Source organism: Maribellus maritimus, assembly GCF_022267315.1.
Lineage (GTDB): Bacteria > Bacteroidota > Bacteroidia > Bacteroidales > Prolixibacteraceae > Draconibacterium > Draconibacterium maritimum.
In genome coordinates, this window is the sequence record NZ_JAIKLE010000026.1 from 15,609 (window position 1) to 34,016 (window position 18,408).

Here is an 18,408-nt window from a genome sequence, read left to right on the forward strand (position 1 = left end):
AAAGGCGAGGGAACAAAAAAGCAAAAAATGAACATAAAATATATAAATAATCAACTTTTTAAATCTTCCCCATTTGGGGGAATTAAAGGGGGCTTAATATGCTAAAAACTGAAAAACTCACAAAAATCTTCCGGACAGAGGAAGTTGAAACTTTTGCTCTGAACGAAGTATCGATCAATGTAAAAGCAGGCGAATTTGTGGCCATTATGGGACCATCGGGTTGCGGAAAATCAACTTTGTTGAATATTATCGGCTTACTTGATAATCCAAGCACCGGGAAATATTTTTTTGATGGAACCGAAGTGGGAACATACAAGGAGCGCCAGCGCACACAAATGCGTAAAGGAAACATTGGCTTTGTATTCCAAAGTTTTAACCTTATCGACGAACTTACAGTATATGAAAATGTAGAATTGCCACTCATTTACCTGAAAAAGAAAGTAAGCGAACGCAAAGAAATGGTAAATGCTGTTTTGGAACGAATGAAAATAGGACACCGTGCCAAACACTTTCCCCAGCAACTTTCCGGTGGTCAGCAGCAACGTGTAGCAATCGGACGTGCAGTGGTTGCCAATCCAAAACTAATCCTTGCGGATGAGCCGACCGGTAACCTCGATTCAAAAAACGGCCTCGAAGTCATGAACCTGTTAACAGAATTAAACAAAGAAGGAACAACCATTATTATGGTTACGCACTCGATGCATGATGCTGGTTTTGCTCACCGCGTAATTAACCTGTTCGACGGTGAAGTTCTGACCGAAAATGTAAACGAGAAAATGGCGGAAATACTTTAGTCATTTGTCCTGAAAAATCTTTGCCGGATTTTACTGCCTCAAAGCTGAAAACAATAAACATTAAAAAAATAGAAAATGATTTTTTTATTTTTAAAATCTGCTTTTCGGAATATCCTGAAAAACAGGCTAAATGCGTTTATTAATATTCTTGCTCTACAATTGGCATTGCTGCCTGCCTTTTTTATTTTCCTGTTTATAAATTATGAAACCGGTTTCGATGATTTCCAGCCGAATAAAGAAAGAATATTCCGGGTTATGGGAGCTTTCAATTCGGCTGACAGGTAGAAAGCGATCTACCTGATTTACTTTGTGCAATGAGGTAAACCAGTATGAGTAAAAACGGGGGGAATGACAATTTCTGCATGTTTACAGAACGTTGAAGATGTACATCTGGCGGGCGTATATTTTCACCGGCAGGAATACTGCACCGGGAATTGCACTGCTGACGATTAGTTGCCGGAGTTGGAAAGCGGCTATCCGGAATCTGCAGAAGCGTTGAGCTATGAGTAAAGATCCTCCAACTGACTAAAAAGAGGAGGAAACTACAGGACCAGCAAAACAGAGTATTGATAAATAGATGTAACAAATATACACCGGCTCACTTGTGTAAACAGGCTGAGGGAATAAGAACAGAAAACACATGAAAAACTTTTTAAAACTGGCATTTCGCAGACTACTTCGAAAAGGAGAACATACAACAACACGAATCATCTCACTTATAGCCGGACTGGCATTTGGTATTTTGTTGTTGTCAGAGGTATTGTATTATTACAGCTTCGACAGTTTTTATCCTGATGCCGGGCGCATTTATATTGTTCAGGAAAACTTTAAACGAGATAAATCCTCAGATAAGTTGGATAGCTGGGGACGTGTAAGCGGTGCAGTTGCTCCCGGTATGAAAGCAGAGGTTCCGGGTATTGAAGCAGCAACTCGGTTAAACAGCATTGGTTCATCCGTTTTTTATACTGAAGATAAAAAAAGCTACTCAGCGCAATTTTCTCTGGCCGACGAACATTTGTTTGATGTGCTGCCCCGCCCGATGGTTAACGGAAACCCAAAGGATATACTCAGCAGTCCGATGACCTGTATGATCTCAAGTAAGATTGCAAAGGAAATGGGGGGAGATGTAACAGGCAAAATCATTGAATTAAAAGAATATCCGGGAAGAAAACTGACCATTGCCGGAGTATTTGAAGAACTTCCTGAAAACACCAACTACGAATATGACGTACTGATATCAATGATTTCCACAGGGCAATTTTTCTCCTGGGATGGTTCTACCAACTGGTTAGGAAACGACCGTTATTATGCCGCAGTAAAACTCGCTCCCGGAGTAGATCCTGAGAGTATGGCGCCGGCCATTCGAAAAATGCAGATAAAATACCAGGATATTGAAAGCCTGGAACAACAGCAAGGGGGAATGGTGTTGAAATACACACTAAAACCAATCAAAAAATTATATTCGAGTGGCGTGAAAGATATGATTCTGATACTTGCTACAATTGCTTTTGCCGTATTATTTGTCTCTCTCATGAATTACACGTTACTTACGCTTAGCGCCTTAATAAAACGAGCAAAAAGTTCGGCCATACATAAAACATGCGGTGCCGAAGCAAAAAACCTTCAGCAGCTGATTTTCTCGGAAACCTTTGTTTTATTTCTGATTTCGTTTGTAGGTGCATTCCTTCTCATCTTGATTTTAAAACCGCTGGCGGAAGCGCAGGTAGGACACAAACTTATTTCGGTGTTAAATCCTGTTGTTATCTGGCCTTTACTTTTTCTGATTATAACACTGCTAATTTTAACCAGCTACCTTCCAGGGCGTTTTTTTTTCCGTGTTCCGGTGGCAACAGCCTTTCGCAATTTTCAACAAAAAAAGAACAGATGGAAACTGGTATTACTTTCCTTCCAGTTTGTGGGTGCATCATTTATCTTGACAATGTTGGTAATCGTAAGCATGCAATATAGCAGTATTATTAATGCCAACCACGGATACCGGACAAAGGGAGTCTATTATGGTTCAACCAGTGGAATGGAAGCCGAAAAAATTTCTACGCTGTTAAATGAATTGCGTGCAGTACCGGGAGTAGAAACAGTAGGGATGGGCTGTGGAGTACCAATTGAAGGAGCTTCAGGCAATAACATCAATTCACCTGATAAAGAAAAAGAGCTGTTTAATGTAGCTGATTTTTATTGGGTAGACGAAAATTACTTTTCGATATTAAACATTCCGGTTCCTGAAGGAGAAGGTTTTACACAACAAAATTCGGTGACCAATGACGTGCTGATTAGTGAAAAAGGCGCAGAAAAGCTAAAAGTATTTAATGGATGGAAAAATGTGGTTGGCGAACAGGTCGACATTAGTGAACACGGACAAACAACGATCAGGGGCGTTTTCCCCGATTTTATTATCAACACAATTACTGCTCCCGACCTTCGGCCATCGGTATTTTTCTATTTCCCCCAGAAAAAATTTGAACAGGAAAGAGCTGAACGTTCTTCTTTTTCATTTTACATCCTCCTGGAAGTAAACAAAACTGCTGAAGTGGGAATGTCAAAAAGGATAACAGATATTTTCAATCAGTTTCTGCCTCATCAGGATGCGGTTATACATAGCCTTGAACAGGAGCAAAAATACAGCTACCAGGCTGAGAAAGGTTTCCGTAACGCCATGATGGCCGGGAACATTGTTATCCTGTTGATCACAATTATCGGTTTGCTTGGATACACTTCAAACGAAGCCGCGCGTCGCCGAAAGGAATTGGCGATTCGCAGAATTAGTGGCGCAAATCTTACCGATATTCTCCGGGCTTTTATTGTTGATCTGGAATACATAGCTATACCAGCGGTATTACTCGGATTAACAGGAGCATGGATTACCGCCCACAAATGGATGCAGAATTTTGCCTCAAAGATTGATCTTCATTGGGGAATATTTGTTGCCTGCAGCCTTTTTGTATTGTTAATGGTAGCAGTAATAGCCGCTGCAAATTATACCCGTACAGCCAACCGGAATCCGGTTGAAGCTTTACGCTATGAATAAGTCCGGGGAATCGGAGCCGACTGCTCATAAATAAAAGCTGAGATATAAATAAAAAGCAACAAAAAGAATGTTAAAACACTATCTAAAATACGCTATCCGAAATTTTAAATCAAACCGGCTGGTTTTTGCCGGAAGTATTTCCACCGTGTTTTTAGGAGCATTATGTATCTCGCTCCTTTTCACATACATCCGCAACGAACTTTCAATGGATAATTTCCATAAACGGGAAAAAGATATTTACCTGATCACTTTAAAAGACTCACCGGAAAGTAAACCCGAAGCCTGGGAAGCTGATTTATTTTTTAAATTTAATTACAAAGATTATCCCGAGATTGAAAGCTTTACCGATATAAAAAAATATAGAGAAGGTGAAATCAAATTTACTTATAATGAACATTCTTTTTCACCTGAAGGAATAGTTGCCGACAGCAGCTTTTTTGAGGTTTTTGATTTTCAGTTAAAAGTTGGAGATAAAGCTGCAATATTACACGATCCGGATGCAATCATTTTCAGCCAAAACATGGCGAAAAAAATATTTGGAGATGAAAATCCAATTGGGAAATACGTTACCATTACCACACGCGAACAAAAGATTTATACCGTAAAAGGTATTCTGAAACCTTTGCCTTCCAACAGCTCAATTACATTTGACTTTATCATTCCCAACCACTCGATGCAATACAGCCGGATGGGCGGAAATTTCATTTTGGCAAACAGCAGTTTTAATGAGGTTGAATTTTCTGAAAAAATAAAGGATTTGGGACATTACAGAGAACGTTTTAAAGAAAGTACTACTGGCATCTACCCTTTAAGTAAAATGTATTTCGAGGGAAACAACATTAATACTCAGGGAATCATCTCCAAACACGGCGACAAAAAAAACATCAATGTCTTGTATGCAATTATTGCTGTAATTTTTATTATTTCACTACTCAACTTCACCAATCTGCAAATTATCAATATCAATTTTTCAATTAAAAACATCGGGATTAATAAAATTACGGGAGCTGGTTCAAAACACATTTTATTACAAAAATTTACCGAAATCCTCCTGCTTATTTTTATTTCTTCCTTTATTATCACGCTGGCGTTTCACATCGTTTTGCCTCATTTTAATCAAATTGCCAGAGTAAACTTAACGCCCGATATTTGGCAAGTTTTTCTTTTAAACAGCCTGATTCTTTTTGTATTAATTACCGGGGCGATGATTTACCCGTCTTTTGTTTATTTTTATCTGCCTATTACCAAAAGTTTAAAAAATCAGAGTTTTGCACCAACTAAATTAGCCGGGAGAAAAGTACTTACAACCCTGCAATTTACGCTTTCATTTGTCCTGCTTACTGCGTCGATAGTAGTTGTTAAACAACTGAATTTAATGCTTGATAAAGACCTGGGATTCGATTCAAAGAATATTGTTAGCACACAACTTTTTCATGAACCCAATTATAGCGGAACCCGTGAAGAGCAAATGAAGCAACATCAGGATTATCAAAATAATTTTCAATATGCGAAAAATGAGTTGACGGTTCAAAGTTCGATTAAAAGTTTTTCACTTGGCAATTCCCCAATTCAGCCCTTTGAGATGTCGTGGAAATTAAACAACGAAGAAAAAGATTACACCACGGAAAAATCTCTGGCTATAACACCTGAATATGCCAATCTTCTGGGATTAGAAATTATTGAAGGCCGATTTTTTAACCGGGAAGAGGACAAAAACCGCGATGAAAAGGTAGTAATTAACGAAGCTGCAAAAAAATATTGGAAAATAACCGACATTTCCACGGAACAAATCAGGAGTAGCTCATGGGGAGCATATGACATTATCGGAGTTGTTAAAGATTTTAATTTCGAACATCTTTCGGTAAAACCACAACCTCTTGTTATACTTTATTTTGAAGATATGGAAGATAACTTTCTGATTCAGTTTGAAGAGGGTGCAAACCAGACAGGTCTCCAGTTTGTCCGGCAACTTTTCGAAAAAAACAATCCGGGAGAAACCTTTAACTACACCTTCCTTTCTGATGATATTCAATCGATGTACAATAAGGAAAAAAGGCTAAGCGAAATTTATATCCTTTTCACCATCATCGCTTATATCATTTCAGCGATTGGGCTGTTTGCCATTACGCTTTACGAAACCCGGAAAAGAATAAAAGAAATTGGCATTAGAAAAGTAAACGGCGCTAAAATTACAGAGGTGATAACCATGCTAAATAAAGACTTTGTAAAATGGGTGGTGTTTGCCTTTGTTGTTGCCACTCCAATTTCATATTACATTATGTATAAATGGCTGGAAAACTTTGCCTACAAAACAACTTTAAGCTGGTGGATTTTTGCGTTGGCAGGACTACTGGCACTGGGAATTACTTTGCTAACTGTGAGTTGGCAAAGCTGGAAGGCCGCAACGAGAAATCCTGTTGAAGCTCTCAGATATGAATAGTGAGAAGTATGTAACAAATCTTCAAGGTTTAATAAAGTCAAAAAACATTGTGAATATTTAAACTAGAAATACAACTATGTTCCGGATACAATTTAAATTAATGTTTCGTAATTTACGGGAAAACAAACTTCATTCGACAATAAATATTTTTGGATTGGCAATTGCCATAACCCTTGTTTTGCTGCTATCTTCTTATGTTTCCAACGAAATATCAGTCGATTCATTTCACCTAAATAAAGACAGAATATACCGTGTACATGGCGACAATATTGAAACTTTTGCGCCTCCGTTCGGCCAGTATATTTTGGAAAATGTTGCTGAGGCTGAAAGCTATGCGCGTACTTTTACGATGGATGGTACTTTAACATACGACAACAAAAAGTTCGAAAGTGGGAATTGTTTGTTAACCGATTCAACATTCTTCACCATTTTTTCATTTCCAATACTTGTTGGAGATACCAGAGAGCTTTTATCGGCGAACGAGGATGCTGTACTATCGGAGAGTTTTGCAAAGAAAATTTTTGGCAAAAAAAATCCGGTAGGGGAAAGCATTAAATTTAACGGGAAAGATTTCGTGGTTTCCGGCATTTTTCGTGATTTTAAAGACAACACCCATTTTGTTAAGCCAAACATGATTATCAACTTTTCGATGCTACCCAGAATATGGGGAATGAGCGAAGAGAATGCGTTGAAGTATTTTATGAAAGATTATGGAAACAGCTCCTTTGGACTTTATTTACTGGCGCATAAAAACAGCAACATTAAAGTGCATGAAAAGGAGTTGCTGGAAAAGGCCAAGGAGTTTTACTGGGTTTTTCAAAACGACAGGAGCAACAAAATCTCTTTTATGCCGCTCGAAGAAGTATATTTTAACCTCTCGGCACGCGATTACATAGGAACGCGGCAGGGTAATAAAAAATTTCTTAATATTCTTACCATTATTGCATTTTCGATTGTAATAATTGCAGCAATAAATTACATTAATTTAAGCATCACGCAGTCAGTAAAAAGAGCCAAAGAAGTAGGAATAAAAAAAATTATCGGTTCATTGCGTTGGGGCATTGTCAGGCAATTCTTAATGGAATCGACCATTGTAAGTTTTATTTCAACAACCATTGCTGTTTTACTGACAATTCTTGTTTTGCCGGAGTTTAACCGATTGGTAAACACAGCTTTTAAATTTTCCGACATATTTAACAATGGATTTCTGTTCCGCAGCTTACTGGTTGTTTTCGTAACCGGCCTCATTGCAGGTTTTGTTCCGTCACTTATTCTTTCTGGTTTCAAATCTCTTGAAATTATCAAGGGAGTTCCGTCGCGACTGAGAAATAGTTTTAGCCAGAAAGCGATGGTTGTTTTTCAATACACGGTTTCCATTGCATTGATTGTAGTTGTTGCTTTTATTATGAAGCAAAATAACTATATGAGAAACTATGATTTGGGATTTGATAAAGACCATACATTTTATATACGAATGACCGATGATACGAATAAACAAAAAAATGCATTCGGAAACGAGTTAATGAAAATACCTGGTGTTAAAGCTGTTTCTTTCTGCCAGGATTTTCCGGGAGGTCCCATTAATAACCAGTCTTTTGTTTATAACGACAAGGCGCAGAGTTTTGATCAATTCAGGGTTGATACCGCTTTCTTTTCGGCACTTGGAATCCCTTTAAAAAACAGAATTTCAATTACCGATAATGTTATGGGGGAAGATAAGTTCGCTTTGATCATAAACAAAACTGCAGTGAATGATCTGGAACTAGAACCTCCCTACAACGAATTTAGGCTCCACGACAATGTGGTAAAAGTTAGCGAAGTGGTAGAAGATATGAATTTCAGGTCGTTATATCAAAGACCACATCCAACCATGTTTCAGTTAAGGGATATGAACTGGGCTCCTTATGTATTGGTAAGAGGATCGGGCAATAATTTAATCGCTGTTGTAACGCAGGCCAAAGCCGTTTTTAAGGACATATCTCCGTCAGACCCTTTAGAGCTAAATTTTATTGATGATGCTTTAAATATTGCCTACCAAAAAGAAGAACGCACAGCCAAAATAGTTGGCTATTTTGCCATTTTTGCCATCCTTATTTCGTCGCTCGGAATATTTGCGCTGGCTGCCTACACCGCTCAAAACCGAAGAAAAGAGATAGGAGTACGTAAAGTGAATGGAGCTCAGATTACACAAATTGTGAATCTGCTAAATATAAATTTCGTGAAATGGGTAATTATAGCATTTTTTATAGCTACACCTGTAGCTTGGGTTGCAACAAAAAAGTGGCTGGAAAACTTTGCCTATAAAACAAACATTACCTGGACAATTTTTGCCCTTGCCGGTATTCTGGCTCTAGGAATTGCATTATTTACGGTGAGCTGGCAAAGCTGGAAAGCTGCAACTAAAAATCCTGTAGACAGTTTGAGATATGAATGATATAAGAATTAAAATATGAAACGTTTTTTTAATTCCATATTCAGAAATATGAAACGAAACCCGTTTTATTCGGCAATTAATATTTTTGGGCTCGTTTTAGGTTTCTTAAGTGTATTCCTGATATCTGCCTGGATTAAATATGAACTTAGTTACGATTCCTTTCATTCAAAAAGTAAAGAAATATACAGGGTACACCGGTATTTTTATGACCCGGATGGCAACGAAAACCTTCATTTAACAAATGTAGCACCTCCAATTGCACCCCTGTTAAAAAATGAAATACCTGAAATTCAACAAATTGCAAGAGTTAGTAATACAGGAATTGTTTTTAGGGTTGGCGACAAAAAAATATTTGAAGACAATACCTGTTTTGCTGAACCTGAAATACTCCATATTTTTGATTTTAAAGGCTTACCCAATGATGATAACTTACTAAAAGAACCACTCACTTTAATTGTTTCGGAAGAAGCCGCACAACGATTTTTTCAAACGACTGATGCTGTCGGAAAATCGCTGGATGTAAAAGATGAAACAGGAAATAAATACAGTTTTATCGTGCAGGGAGTGTTTAAAAACTGGGGGCAAAACACCCATTTTAATCCTGATGTTTATATTTCATTTAGTACATACGAATCCATCGTTGGGCAGGAGGAGATGAAAAACTGGAGTAGCAATAACTATACAACATTTGCCCTTATTCCGCACCTGCCGGAGAATATCGATTCCAAACTGGATGGTTTTATCAACAAACAATTCGAAAATGGAACGGAGTGGACAAAAATAAGAATGGAAGCGCTTACCGATATCCACTTTGATTGGTACAGCAATCGTTCATATATTTATATTCTTGCATCAGTTGCATTACTGATTCTTATTCTTGGCAGCATTAACTACATGAATTTAAACGTAGCAATGTACACCAAGCGCTTAAAAGAAATCAAAGTAAAAAAAGTAGTGGGAGCTTCCAAAAAAATCCTCATCCTTCAGCTAACAGCGGAATCGGTTTTCTTTTGTTTTATTTCAGGATTACTGGCCTTGGGAATTATCCTGTTTATTTCCTCCGGAGTAGATCAGATTATAGGAAACAATTTTCATTTGAAAATAGCTGAAAATACAGATTTAATAGCAGGTATTGTTATTTTATCTGTTGTTACAGGAGTTCTTTCGGTTCTTTATCCGGTTCTGATTGTTTCATCTTTTAAACCGGTAATTTCAAGCGGAAAAGAAAAAATAAATACCGGGAATAATACATTCCGCGGTGGATTGGTAACCTTTCAGTTTGCGGTTTCCATTGCTTTGGTAATTTCATTTTTCTTTGTTTTCAGACAGATAAACTATTTACACGATAAAAACTTAGGCCTCGACAAAGAAAATGTGATTGTTATACCCTCCACTCCCCAGCTCAACGAAAAGCTGGATGTATTTAAACAACAGTTGGCGCAGAACCCGAACATTCTTTCAGCATCGGCGTCAAAAAGAACACCATCACAGGGTCTTTTGGATTCCGGTTCAGCAGAAGTCGTTTCCGACGGGAATTCCAATCCTATTGATTTCAGGCTGGCCAACATCAGGGTAGACGAAGATTTCCTTACGACCTACAAAATTGAACTTGCAGCAGGTGTAAATTTTGATAAGTTTAGTGAATCCAACACTGGGTATCTTCTCAATGAAACTGCCGCAAAAAAAATAGGCTGGGATTCGCCGGAAGATGCAATCGGTAATCAAATCAACTATAGCGGACAAGTGGAAAGAATAATAGGCGTAACCAAAGATTTTCACTATGAGTCGTTGCACATCCCACTTGCTCCGGTGATTATGATGTACCGTCCCGAAAGTTTTACCACAGTATCCATTCGGATTACTCCTTTCGAAAAAACCAAAACTCTGGCTTTTATCGAGAACATCTGGCAACAATATAATTTACAGGAAAATATTTTCTCGTATGAATTTATAGATGATCGCTTTAACCAGCTATATACGGCCGAGGAAAACATAAAACAGCTCCTGAACTATTTTATGATAATTGCTCTTTCAATTGCCATTCTCGGGTTAACAGGATTATCGATGTTTATTATCCAACGAAGGGTGAAAGAAATTGGAATAAGAAAGGTAAACGGAGCCAAAGTCTCGGAAGTAATGGCTCTGCTGAACAAAGACTTTGTAAGATGGGTAGTTATTGCTTTTGCAATTGCGACACCTGTTTCGTGGTTTGCCATGATTAAATGGCTCGAAAGTTTTGCATATAAAACTACTTTAAGTTGGTGGGTATTTGCGCTGGGCGGAGCACTGGCTCTGGGGATTGCCTTGCTCACTGTAAGCTGGCAAAGTTGGCGCGCAGCAACGAGGAATCCCGTTGAAGCCCTGCGATATGAGTAAAAATTGGATATTGAGCCATCGGATAAAAATAAAAAATTATGAAATCGCACTTTTTAAAATTTATACAAAGAGGCGTTGCAAAAAAGCCATTTATCTACTCGATTAATTTTGTCGGATTGACTTTAAGCATGACTGTGGTATTTGTTCTTGCTACCTATTATTTGGGCGAAACGGGCGCAAACAAATTCAATAAAAACATCGACAATACCTATGTTATTTGTTCCGAAGGATTTCAAGGCGAATTACATACTTACACACCGGCAATTCTCAAAGAACACATTGAGAACGAAATTCCGGAGGTTGAAAAAGTCGTACGTATAAGAAGTCCTTTTGGAGAAACGACCTTCCAGGTTGGTGAAAATCCCCCGATAACCAGTAAGCTGATTTTGGCCGACTCTACTTTTACCGATGTTTTTTCATATCAATGTATTGCCGGAGATTTTAAAACGGCACTCAGAACACCAATGTCAATTGTTCTTACAAACAAAGAAGCTTTAAAATTATTCGGGCAACTTTCACCCATAGGTGAAACAGTTAAAATGGATAACAAGCACAATTTAACCGTGCGCGCAGTAATCAATGAAGCTCAGGAAAAGTCATCATTGTCTTTTAATGCAATTATTCCGATGATTAGCCTTCCGCAAGTCAGTCCCAACGGAGATGAATTTACCAGCTGGGGGATGTCTAATTTTACCAGTTTTGTTTTAATAAATAAAACTGCCAGCCCCGATCAAATTGGGGAAAAGATAGCACAGCTTTATCCTGAAAACAATTATAAAACCACAATCTCACTGAAAGCTTTTAGCTCATTTTATTTCTCTGATGTTGATGTCGGAAGACAAAATTATCTGAAAACCGGAAACAAGACCTCAACCACGATTTTGGCAGTTGTTGCGACAATCATTTTGCTCATGGGCATAATAAATTATCTTAATCTTTCATTTTCACTTGCTGTTGAACGATTAAAAAACGTCGGAATACTAAAAATTTCGGGAGCCGAAAAAAAACATATTCTCAAAAATATTATTGGCGAGTCAGCATTATTTTTTCTTTTTTCGGTTGTGTTTGCCTACATGATATCTTTGATAACAATACCGGTTCTCTCCAATAAAATAGGAGTTGCAATTAATTCGGATATTATTTTGAATCCTGAATTTATGCTTATATCAATCTCTGCAGCATTGATTATTTCCACCTTCTCTGTTATTGTACCAGCGATAAAACTATCGTCTATAAATCCAATTGACTCCGTAAAAAGAAATATCACAGGAAAAGGGAAGACTAACCGCACTCGAACAATACTTGTTATCACTCAGTTTTCGGTTGCCATAATACTGATTGCATTTACATGGGCTGTGCAGAAGCAGGTGAAATACGGCTCAAAACAGTTGGGTTTTAACAAAGAAAATATCTACACTATACAACTCACTCCTCAACTAAAAAAAGATATTCTAAAAGAGAAGATAGTGCAAATTCCCGGTGTAAAAGAAGTAAGTTATACCAATTTTTTACCCGGCAGGGAATCCATTGAGCAGTGGTATGGGATGACGATAACTTATAAAGGTGAAAAGAAGGAAAATATAAGCAGTCATATTATAAGATGCGATAATAATTTTCCGGGACTCTTAGGTTTAAATCCCATAAAAGGCCGGTTATTTTCTTCAGATATGTTAACCGATAAAAACAAAATTATTGTGAATAAAGCATTTGTCGATGAATATGGATTTGACGAACCATTGGGAGTAAAAATTCCGGCTTTCAATTCAGAGGAAATGGAAATTATTGGTGTTGTCGATAACTTCCACTTTCAATCGGTACACAAAGCCATTTCTCCTGTGATAATAAGAGTTAACGATTATGCCAAATTTTGTTACGTTAAAATAGCATCTTCAGATTTTAACAGTTTACATGGAGCCGTTACACAGATTAACAAAGCTGCAACCAGTATTTCTACCGGCTATCCTGTAGATTTTGAATTTCTGGATGAATCGGTAGCGCAAATGTACAGCTCCGAAGTTCAGTTTAGAAAAATTTTCTTCTTCTTTTCGGTCATTGCCATTTTTATCTGTTGTTTGGGAATCTTAGGATTGTCAATTTTTGCCAGTCAGCAAAAAGTAAAAGAAATCGGCATTCGGAAAGTAAACGGCGCTAAAGTATCTGAAATACTGGCAATGCTAAACAAAGACTTTGTAAAATGGGTTCTGATAGCCTTTGTAATCGCAACGCCCGTTGCCTGGTACGCCATACACAAATGGCTTGAAAATTTTGCCTACAAAACCAACTTAAACTGGTGGATTTTTGCGCTGGCAGGAGTGCTGGCGCTGGGAATCGCTTTGTTAACCGTAAGCTGGCAAAGCTGGCGCGCAGCAACGAGGAATCCGGTCGAAGCACTGAGGTATGAGTAAAGATATCATATCAAAAAAACGGGACCAGATAAAATTATAAAAATGATACAACAGTTCTTAAGATTAATAATCAGAATATTTAGAAGAAATATATCTTCCTCGCTAACCAATGTTATAAGTATTGCGATTGGTATGTCAGCTTTTATTCTGGTAATGCTTTGGGTTAATAACGAATTGAGCTTTGATAAATTTAACGAAAAAAGGGAACAGATATACCGGATAACAAGTGAAGGCAAACTCTTGGAAAACGATATAAATGACGCTACAACAGGATCAATCCTGTCAAAGGCATTACCTGATTTATTCCCGGAGGTAAAGGAAGCTGTCGGGATGCTTGATTTTGGTACGGCCATGATGAGCAAACCCGATGGTCAGGGTTTCAGAATGAAAGTTTCGGGGGCAACGGCATCACTTTTTGATGTTTTTTCTTTTCCTGTTATACAGGGTGACAATAAATCGCTGGAAGAACCCAACACTGCTTTTATCACCCAAAGTGCCGCTAAACGAATTTACGGCGATCAAAATCCGGTTGGAAAAATCCTCTCGACTGGCATGGACCATGAAAATAAACAATTTACCATTACCGGTGTAATAGCTGATGTTCCTTCAAATTCTCACTTTACATTCGATTTTTTGTTTTCCCTGCCATCAATTTCATTTTACAGAAATGCTACAGGCGATTGGATGAATTCAAATATTTATACCTATATCCTCCTCGATAAGAATACAGATTATTTGACATTTGAAAGTAAGTTGAATGAATATCTTCAAACAGAGATTGCCCCTATCCTTGCAAACTGGAGGAACCTGACAGTTGAAGATTGGAAAGCTAAAGGTGAAAGCTGGAGACTAAAGTTACAACCACTTTCAAAAATCCATTTATATTCGACATTAAAAAATGAAGCCGGCCAAAACGGGAACATTACCTACATTTATATGGCTCTGGTGATCGGACTTTTTATCCTCATTATATCTCTTATAAATTTTACAAATCTTTCAACTGTACAGTCGTCAGCGCGGGTAAAAGAAATTACGGTTAAAAAGGTTACAGGAGCATCGCGCAAATCAATCATGTGGCAGTTTATTGCAGAAAGTTGTACCTATAGTTTCCTCGCGCTGATAATTTCACTGGCTTTTGTTCGTTTATTTATCCCAGTTTTTGAAAAAAATACGGAAATCCAAATCCTGTCTGATTCAGGTTTAACACCAATCATGTATCTATGCTTGGTTTTGTTTGCCATCTTTACTGGTATAGTTGCCGGATTATACCCGGCATTTGTTGTTTCGGGGATGTCACCCATAAAAGTGCTCACAACAAAATTTTCTAAAAAGAACAGCGGAAAACTGAGTTTTAAAGATGCTTTGTTGGTTCTGCAGTTTACAATAAGCATATTGGTTATCATAAGTACATTTGCTGTAACGCGCCAGCTTGATTTTCTTCAGAATAAAAAATTGGGATTTAAGAAGGAGAATATTGTTGTTATCCGGCAAATGGCAGATTTGTCGTATGACAAACAAAAAGTTTTCAAAGAAGAATTACAGAAAAACAGTAATATTTTAACTGCTTCTTTTTCGCATAGGATTCCCGGAATGAGCCTGCCTGCAAGAAATTTTGCCATCCCTGACGGTGATGAAATAGAAATGCTGGCGCTTGAGACAAATCCGGTTGAAGCTTCATTTTTCGAAACCTATAAAATTGAGCTTGCCAAGGGAGATTTTTTTACCGATGATGTTACTTCAGGTAAAAAAATGGTTTTAAATGAAAAAGCTTTAAAAACATACAATATTCAGGACCCGATTGGAAAGCATATTTATTACACCGAAAATGATTATTATGAGGTGGTTGGAGTAATAAAAGATTTTCATTATAATTCAAAAAGGACTGAAGTTAGGGCTGCTGCTTTTGTTCAGGAACCTGATGTAGAAATGTGGTGGTCGCCCGAATATTTATCTGTAGGTATTGCGGGGGCTGACAAGCAGAAAATTATCAACTATATAAAAACAGAACATCAGAAAGTACTTCCGGGAAAAGAATTTGTGTTTTCATTTTTTGATGAAGACTATGATGCTTTGTATAAAAATGAATACCAGACCAAACAACTGTTTACCCTGTTTGCGTTAATTGCCATTTGTTTGTCGTGCCTCGGACTCTTTGGGCTTGTAAAATACATTGTTATGACAAAAGTGAAAGAAATTGGGATACGAAAAGTTAGCGGAGCAGGTATAAATGATATTTTAATAATGCTTTCCGGTAGCTATATAAAATGGGTAAGTATTGCCTTTATTATTGCAACTCCTGTTTCTTACTATGCCATGCACAAATGGCTCGAAAACTTTGCATATAAAACCAACTTAAGTTGGTGGATCTTTGCTTTTGCCGGATTATTGGCGATGGGAATTGCACTTCTTACGGTAAGTTGGCAGAGTTGGCGGGCTGCTACAAGAAATCCTGTTGAGGCACTCAGATATGAATGACTAAATTCCAATAGAATCGTCGGGGTTAAGGCATTGAGATATGAATAATGAAACAAATAATAAAATATGAAAGCCATAAGAAATTTAAAATTCGCTTTTCGCATGTTAAAACGCAATCCATTGCTGGTTTATATTAGTATCCCCGGACTGGCAATTGGACTGAGCGCTTTATTGCTTCTGTCGGTTTACCTGAAATACGAATTCAGTTTCGACAAACATTTTCCAACGAACGACCGCGTGTTGCGCCTTTGTAACATGTTGCACGGAGAAAACCAAACAGAGGTATTGTCCGCTGCACTTCGTACGGCATACACACAGTTGCCAGAACAAGTTCCCGAAGTGGAAAAGGCAGTTCAGTTAAACCCCGGATGGGACGTGAGAATAAAAGCGGAGAAGGGTACTTTCAATGATTTACAGGTGATGTTTGCCGATGAGGAATTCTTTGATGTTTTCGGACTAAAGTTGACGGAAGGAAATACTTCTGAAGCGCTTGCCGGTAAAAAGAATATTGTTTTGACAAAATCGTCGGCAGAGAAACTTTTTGGAAGTGTGGATTGTGTGGGAAAAACATTGGCTTTGGATGGTTCTGACCTTTTTGTATCAGGAGTCATGGCTGATTTGCCCAAAACGACGCATTTTAAATTCGATTTGTTACAGCCCATGAAAGCCAACGATTTTATGATTAGTCAGGGCAGTCTGGAATTTCAAACTTATTACCTGTTAAAAAAGGGTATGGACTTGCAAACTGCCGGAAAAAATATTGCAGCGGCAAATGATGAACTGATGAAAGTTTGGAAAACCCGGGGAAAGCTGAACGACACAAAGACTGAAACCAGCGCCGAACTTTTGCGTGATATTCACCTGCATACAAAGGTTGAGGACGATATGGTGCCAAAAACCAACCGAATGCAACTTTTTATTGTGAGCGGTATTGCCCTTTTCATTTTCCTGATAGCCCTTATCAATTTTATTAATATGTATTTACTACATGGCGAAAAGCGGATTGCCGAAATAGCCTCCCGAAAAGTTGCAGGTGCTACCCGCAGTAATCTTGCCGGTCAGTTTTTTCGGGAAAACGGTATTATTGCCTTTTTTGCATTACTTATGGGCTTATGGTTTGCTGTTCTGGTACAACCATTTTTCTCCCGAATGATAAATCTTCCCTTAACTGCAAATGATATGTTCACTCCACTGGGTGTCGCGATGATTATGATAGTGTTAATCGTGCTTGTTTTAATAGCCGGTGCTTATCCCAGCCTTCATCTGTCAAAAATAAACCTTGTTTCAGGATTAAAAGGAAAGCGCCAGAACGTTTCACACAGTGGGCTTTCCAAATCAGTAGTGTTAGTGCAATTCTTTATTACAGCATTACTTATTTCTTCGCTCATCATTATAAAAGCCCAGATAAAACACATGAAAGATGTGCCTCTCGGATTTAATGCGAAAGATGTGGTAGCCATTCAGGATTTTTCGGGACAGGCTGCCCGGAATACAGTTTCTATTAAAAATGAACTCGAAAAACTACCTTTTATCAAAAATGTTGGTATTTCGCAACATCGTATGGGCGGTGGTTGTAGCGGACAATCAATTGCTTTACTTAACAGCCCTAATGAAAAATCTGTAAACGAGTACAGGGTAATGCCCGGATTTTGCGAAACGATGCAACTGCGACTAAAAGAAGGCCGCTTTTTTACAGACAGCCAAAGTGACAAAAAAAGTATTGTATTAAATGAAGCAGCAGCAAAAATGTTGGGTCTGCAGCTTAGTCCTGATATGCAGGTTTCGTACAAAGGGCAGCCTGTAAAGGTAGCCGGTGTTGTTAAAGACTTTTATTTTAACGGATATGCCGGGAAGTCTGTTGAGCCGCTTGTTTTGTCCCGGGTTGATAACTACGGCAGCTTTATTTACCTGCGTACCCTCGGAAACTTTACGCGGGAAAATCAAAAGCAAGTGGCCGGTGTTATTAAAGAATTTGATCCGAATTACAGGATGTCTTTTAGGTCGCTTGACGATGTATATGCTGCCAAATTCGAAAAAGACGAACGCGTATTTAATATGGTTTCATCGGGTGCTTTTCTGGCTATTGTTTTGAGTTTTGTCGGAATGATGGCTCTTTCCATATTAAATGTTACACGCCGCATCAAAGAAATCGGTATCCGTAAAGTAGTTGGTGGCAGCGAAGCGGGTATTATGGGTAATTTATTGGGCGAAACTTTTCTTTTGGTTAGCGTTGCCTCGGTATTTGCATTTGTTATATCGTATCTGTTAATGGTAAATTGGTTAAGCAACTTTGCAACAAAAGTTAATATACATATAAGCTATTTTTTGATTAGTGGATTTTTTGCCTTAATCATTGCCTTTTTTGCTGTGGGCTGGCAAAGCTGGAGGGCTGCTACAAGAAATCCTGTTGAAGCTCTTCGATATGAATAAAGCCCACCTGA

General features: G+C 38.1%; 9 protein-coding genes. All 9 read left to right on the forward strand.

All coding sequences use genetic code 11. The annotated features are described in order from the left end of the window. Positions 1-98 precede the first annotated feature (98 nt). The gene (locus K5G00_RS20280) at positions 99-794 is read left to right on the forward strand and encodes an ABC transporter ATP-binding protein (RefSeq protein ID WP_158867232.1); all 696 of its coding nucleotides are present in this window, start codon (positions 99-101) and stop codon (positions 792-794) included. A 75-nt stretch (positions 795-869) separates the two neighbouring features. After that, the gene (locus tag K5G00_RS20285; RefSeq protein ID WP_238768066.1) at positions 870-1,079 is read left to right on the forward strand and encodes a hypothetical protein; all 210 of its coding nucleotides are present in this window, start codon (positions 870-872) and stop codon (positions 1,077-1,079) included. A 355-nt stretch (positions 1,080-1,434) separates the two neighbouring features. After that, positions 1,435-3,837 (forward strand): ABC transporter permease, encoded by a 2,403-nt coding sequence (locus tag K5G00_RS20290; RefSeq protein ID WP_238768067.1) that lies wholly within the window; start codon positions 1,435-1,437, stop codon positions 3,835-3,837. Between the two features lie 67 nt (positions 3,838-3,904). Next, positions 3,905-6,277 carry an ABC transporter permease gene (locus K5G00_RS20295; protein WP_238768068.1) on the forward strand — a complete coding sequence of 791 codons (2,373 nt, stop codon included), beginning with the start codon at positions 3,905-3,907 and terminating at the stop codon, positions 6,275-6,277. 100 nt (positions 6,278-6,377) lie between these two features. Next, a complete protein-coding gene (locus tag K5G00_RS20300) occupies positions 6,378-8,711 on the forward strand; it encodes an ABC transporter permease (RefSeq protein WP_238768069.1) in 2,334 nt (777 codons plus the stop codon). A gap of 15 nt (positions 8,712-8,726) precedes the next feature. Beyond that, complete coding sequence (locus K5G00_RS20305) at positions 8,727-11,087, forward strand: ABC transporter permease (RefSeq protein WP_238768070.1); 2,361 nt, start codon at positions 8,727-8,729, stop codon at positions 11,085-11,087. 38 nt (positions 11,088-11,125) lie between these two features. Then, positions 11,126-13,492 carry an ABC transporter permease gene (locus K5G00_RS20310; RefSeq protein WP_238768071.1) on the forward strand — a complete coding sequence of 789 codons (2,367 nt, stop codon included), beginning with the start codon at positions 11,126-11,128 and terminating at the stop codon, positions 13,490-13,492. 42 nt (positions 13,493-13,534) lie between these two features. After that, the gene (locus K5G00_RS20315) at positions 13,535-15,967 is read left to right on the forward strand and encodes an ABC transporter permease (RefSeq protein ID WP_238768072.1); all 2,433 of its coding nucleotides are present in this window, start codon (positions 13,535-13,537) and stop codon (positions 15,965-15,967) included. Between the two features lie 66 nt (positions 15,968-16,033). Then, positions 16,034-18,397, forward strand: coding sequence for an ABC transporter permease (locus tag K5G00_RS20320; RefSeq protein ID WP_238768073.1), 2,364 nt, complete (start codon positions 16,034-16,036; stop codon positions 18,395-18,397). The last annotated feature ends 11 nt before the right edge of the window (positions 18,398-18,408 follow it).

What these genes read in the sequence shown, in the direction of transcription:
- K5G00_RS20280 (WP_158867232.1), top strand. Translation starts at nt 99, where the DNA reads ATGCTAAAAACTGAAAAACTCACAAAAATCTTCCGGACAGAGGAAGTT.
- K5G00_RS20285 (WP_238768066.1), top strand. Translation starts at nt 870, where the DNA reads ATGATTTTTTTATTTTTAAAATCTGCTTTTCGGAATATCCTGAAAAAC.
- K5G00_RS20290 (WP_238768067.1), top strand. Translation starts at nt 1,435, where the DNA reads ATGAAAAACTTTTTAAAACTGGCATTTCGCAGACTACTTCGAAAAGGA.
- K5G00_RS20295 (WP_238768068.1), top strand. Translation starts at nt 3,905, where the DNA reads ATGTTAAAACACTATCTAAAATACGCTATCCGAAATTTTAAATCAAAC.
- K5G00_RS20300 (WP_238768069.1), top strand. Translation starts at nt 6,378, where the DNA reads ATGTTTCGTAATTTACGGGAAAACAAACTTCATTCGACAATAAATATT.
- K5G00_RS20305 (WP_238768070.1), top strand. Translation starts at nt 8,727, where the DNA reads ATGAAACGTTTTTTTAATTCCATATTCAGAAATATGAAACGAAACCCG.
- K5G00_RS20310 (WP_238768071.1), top strand. Translation starts at nt 11,126, where the DNA reads ATGAAATCGCACTTTTTAAAATTTATACAAAGAGGCGTTGCAAAAAAG.
- K5G00_RS20315 (WP_238768072.1), top strand. Translation starts at nt 13,535, where the DNA reads ATGATACAACAGTTCTTAAGATTAATAATCAGAATATTTAGAAGAAAT.
- K5G00_RS20320 (WP_238768073.1), top strand. Translation starts at nt 16,034, where the DNA reads ATGAAAGCCATAAGAAATTTAAAATTCGCTTTTCGCATGTTAAAACGC.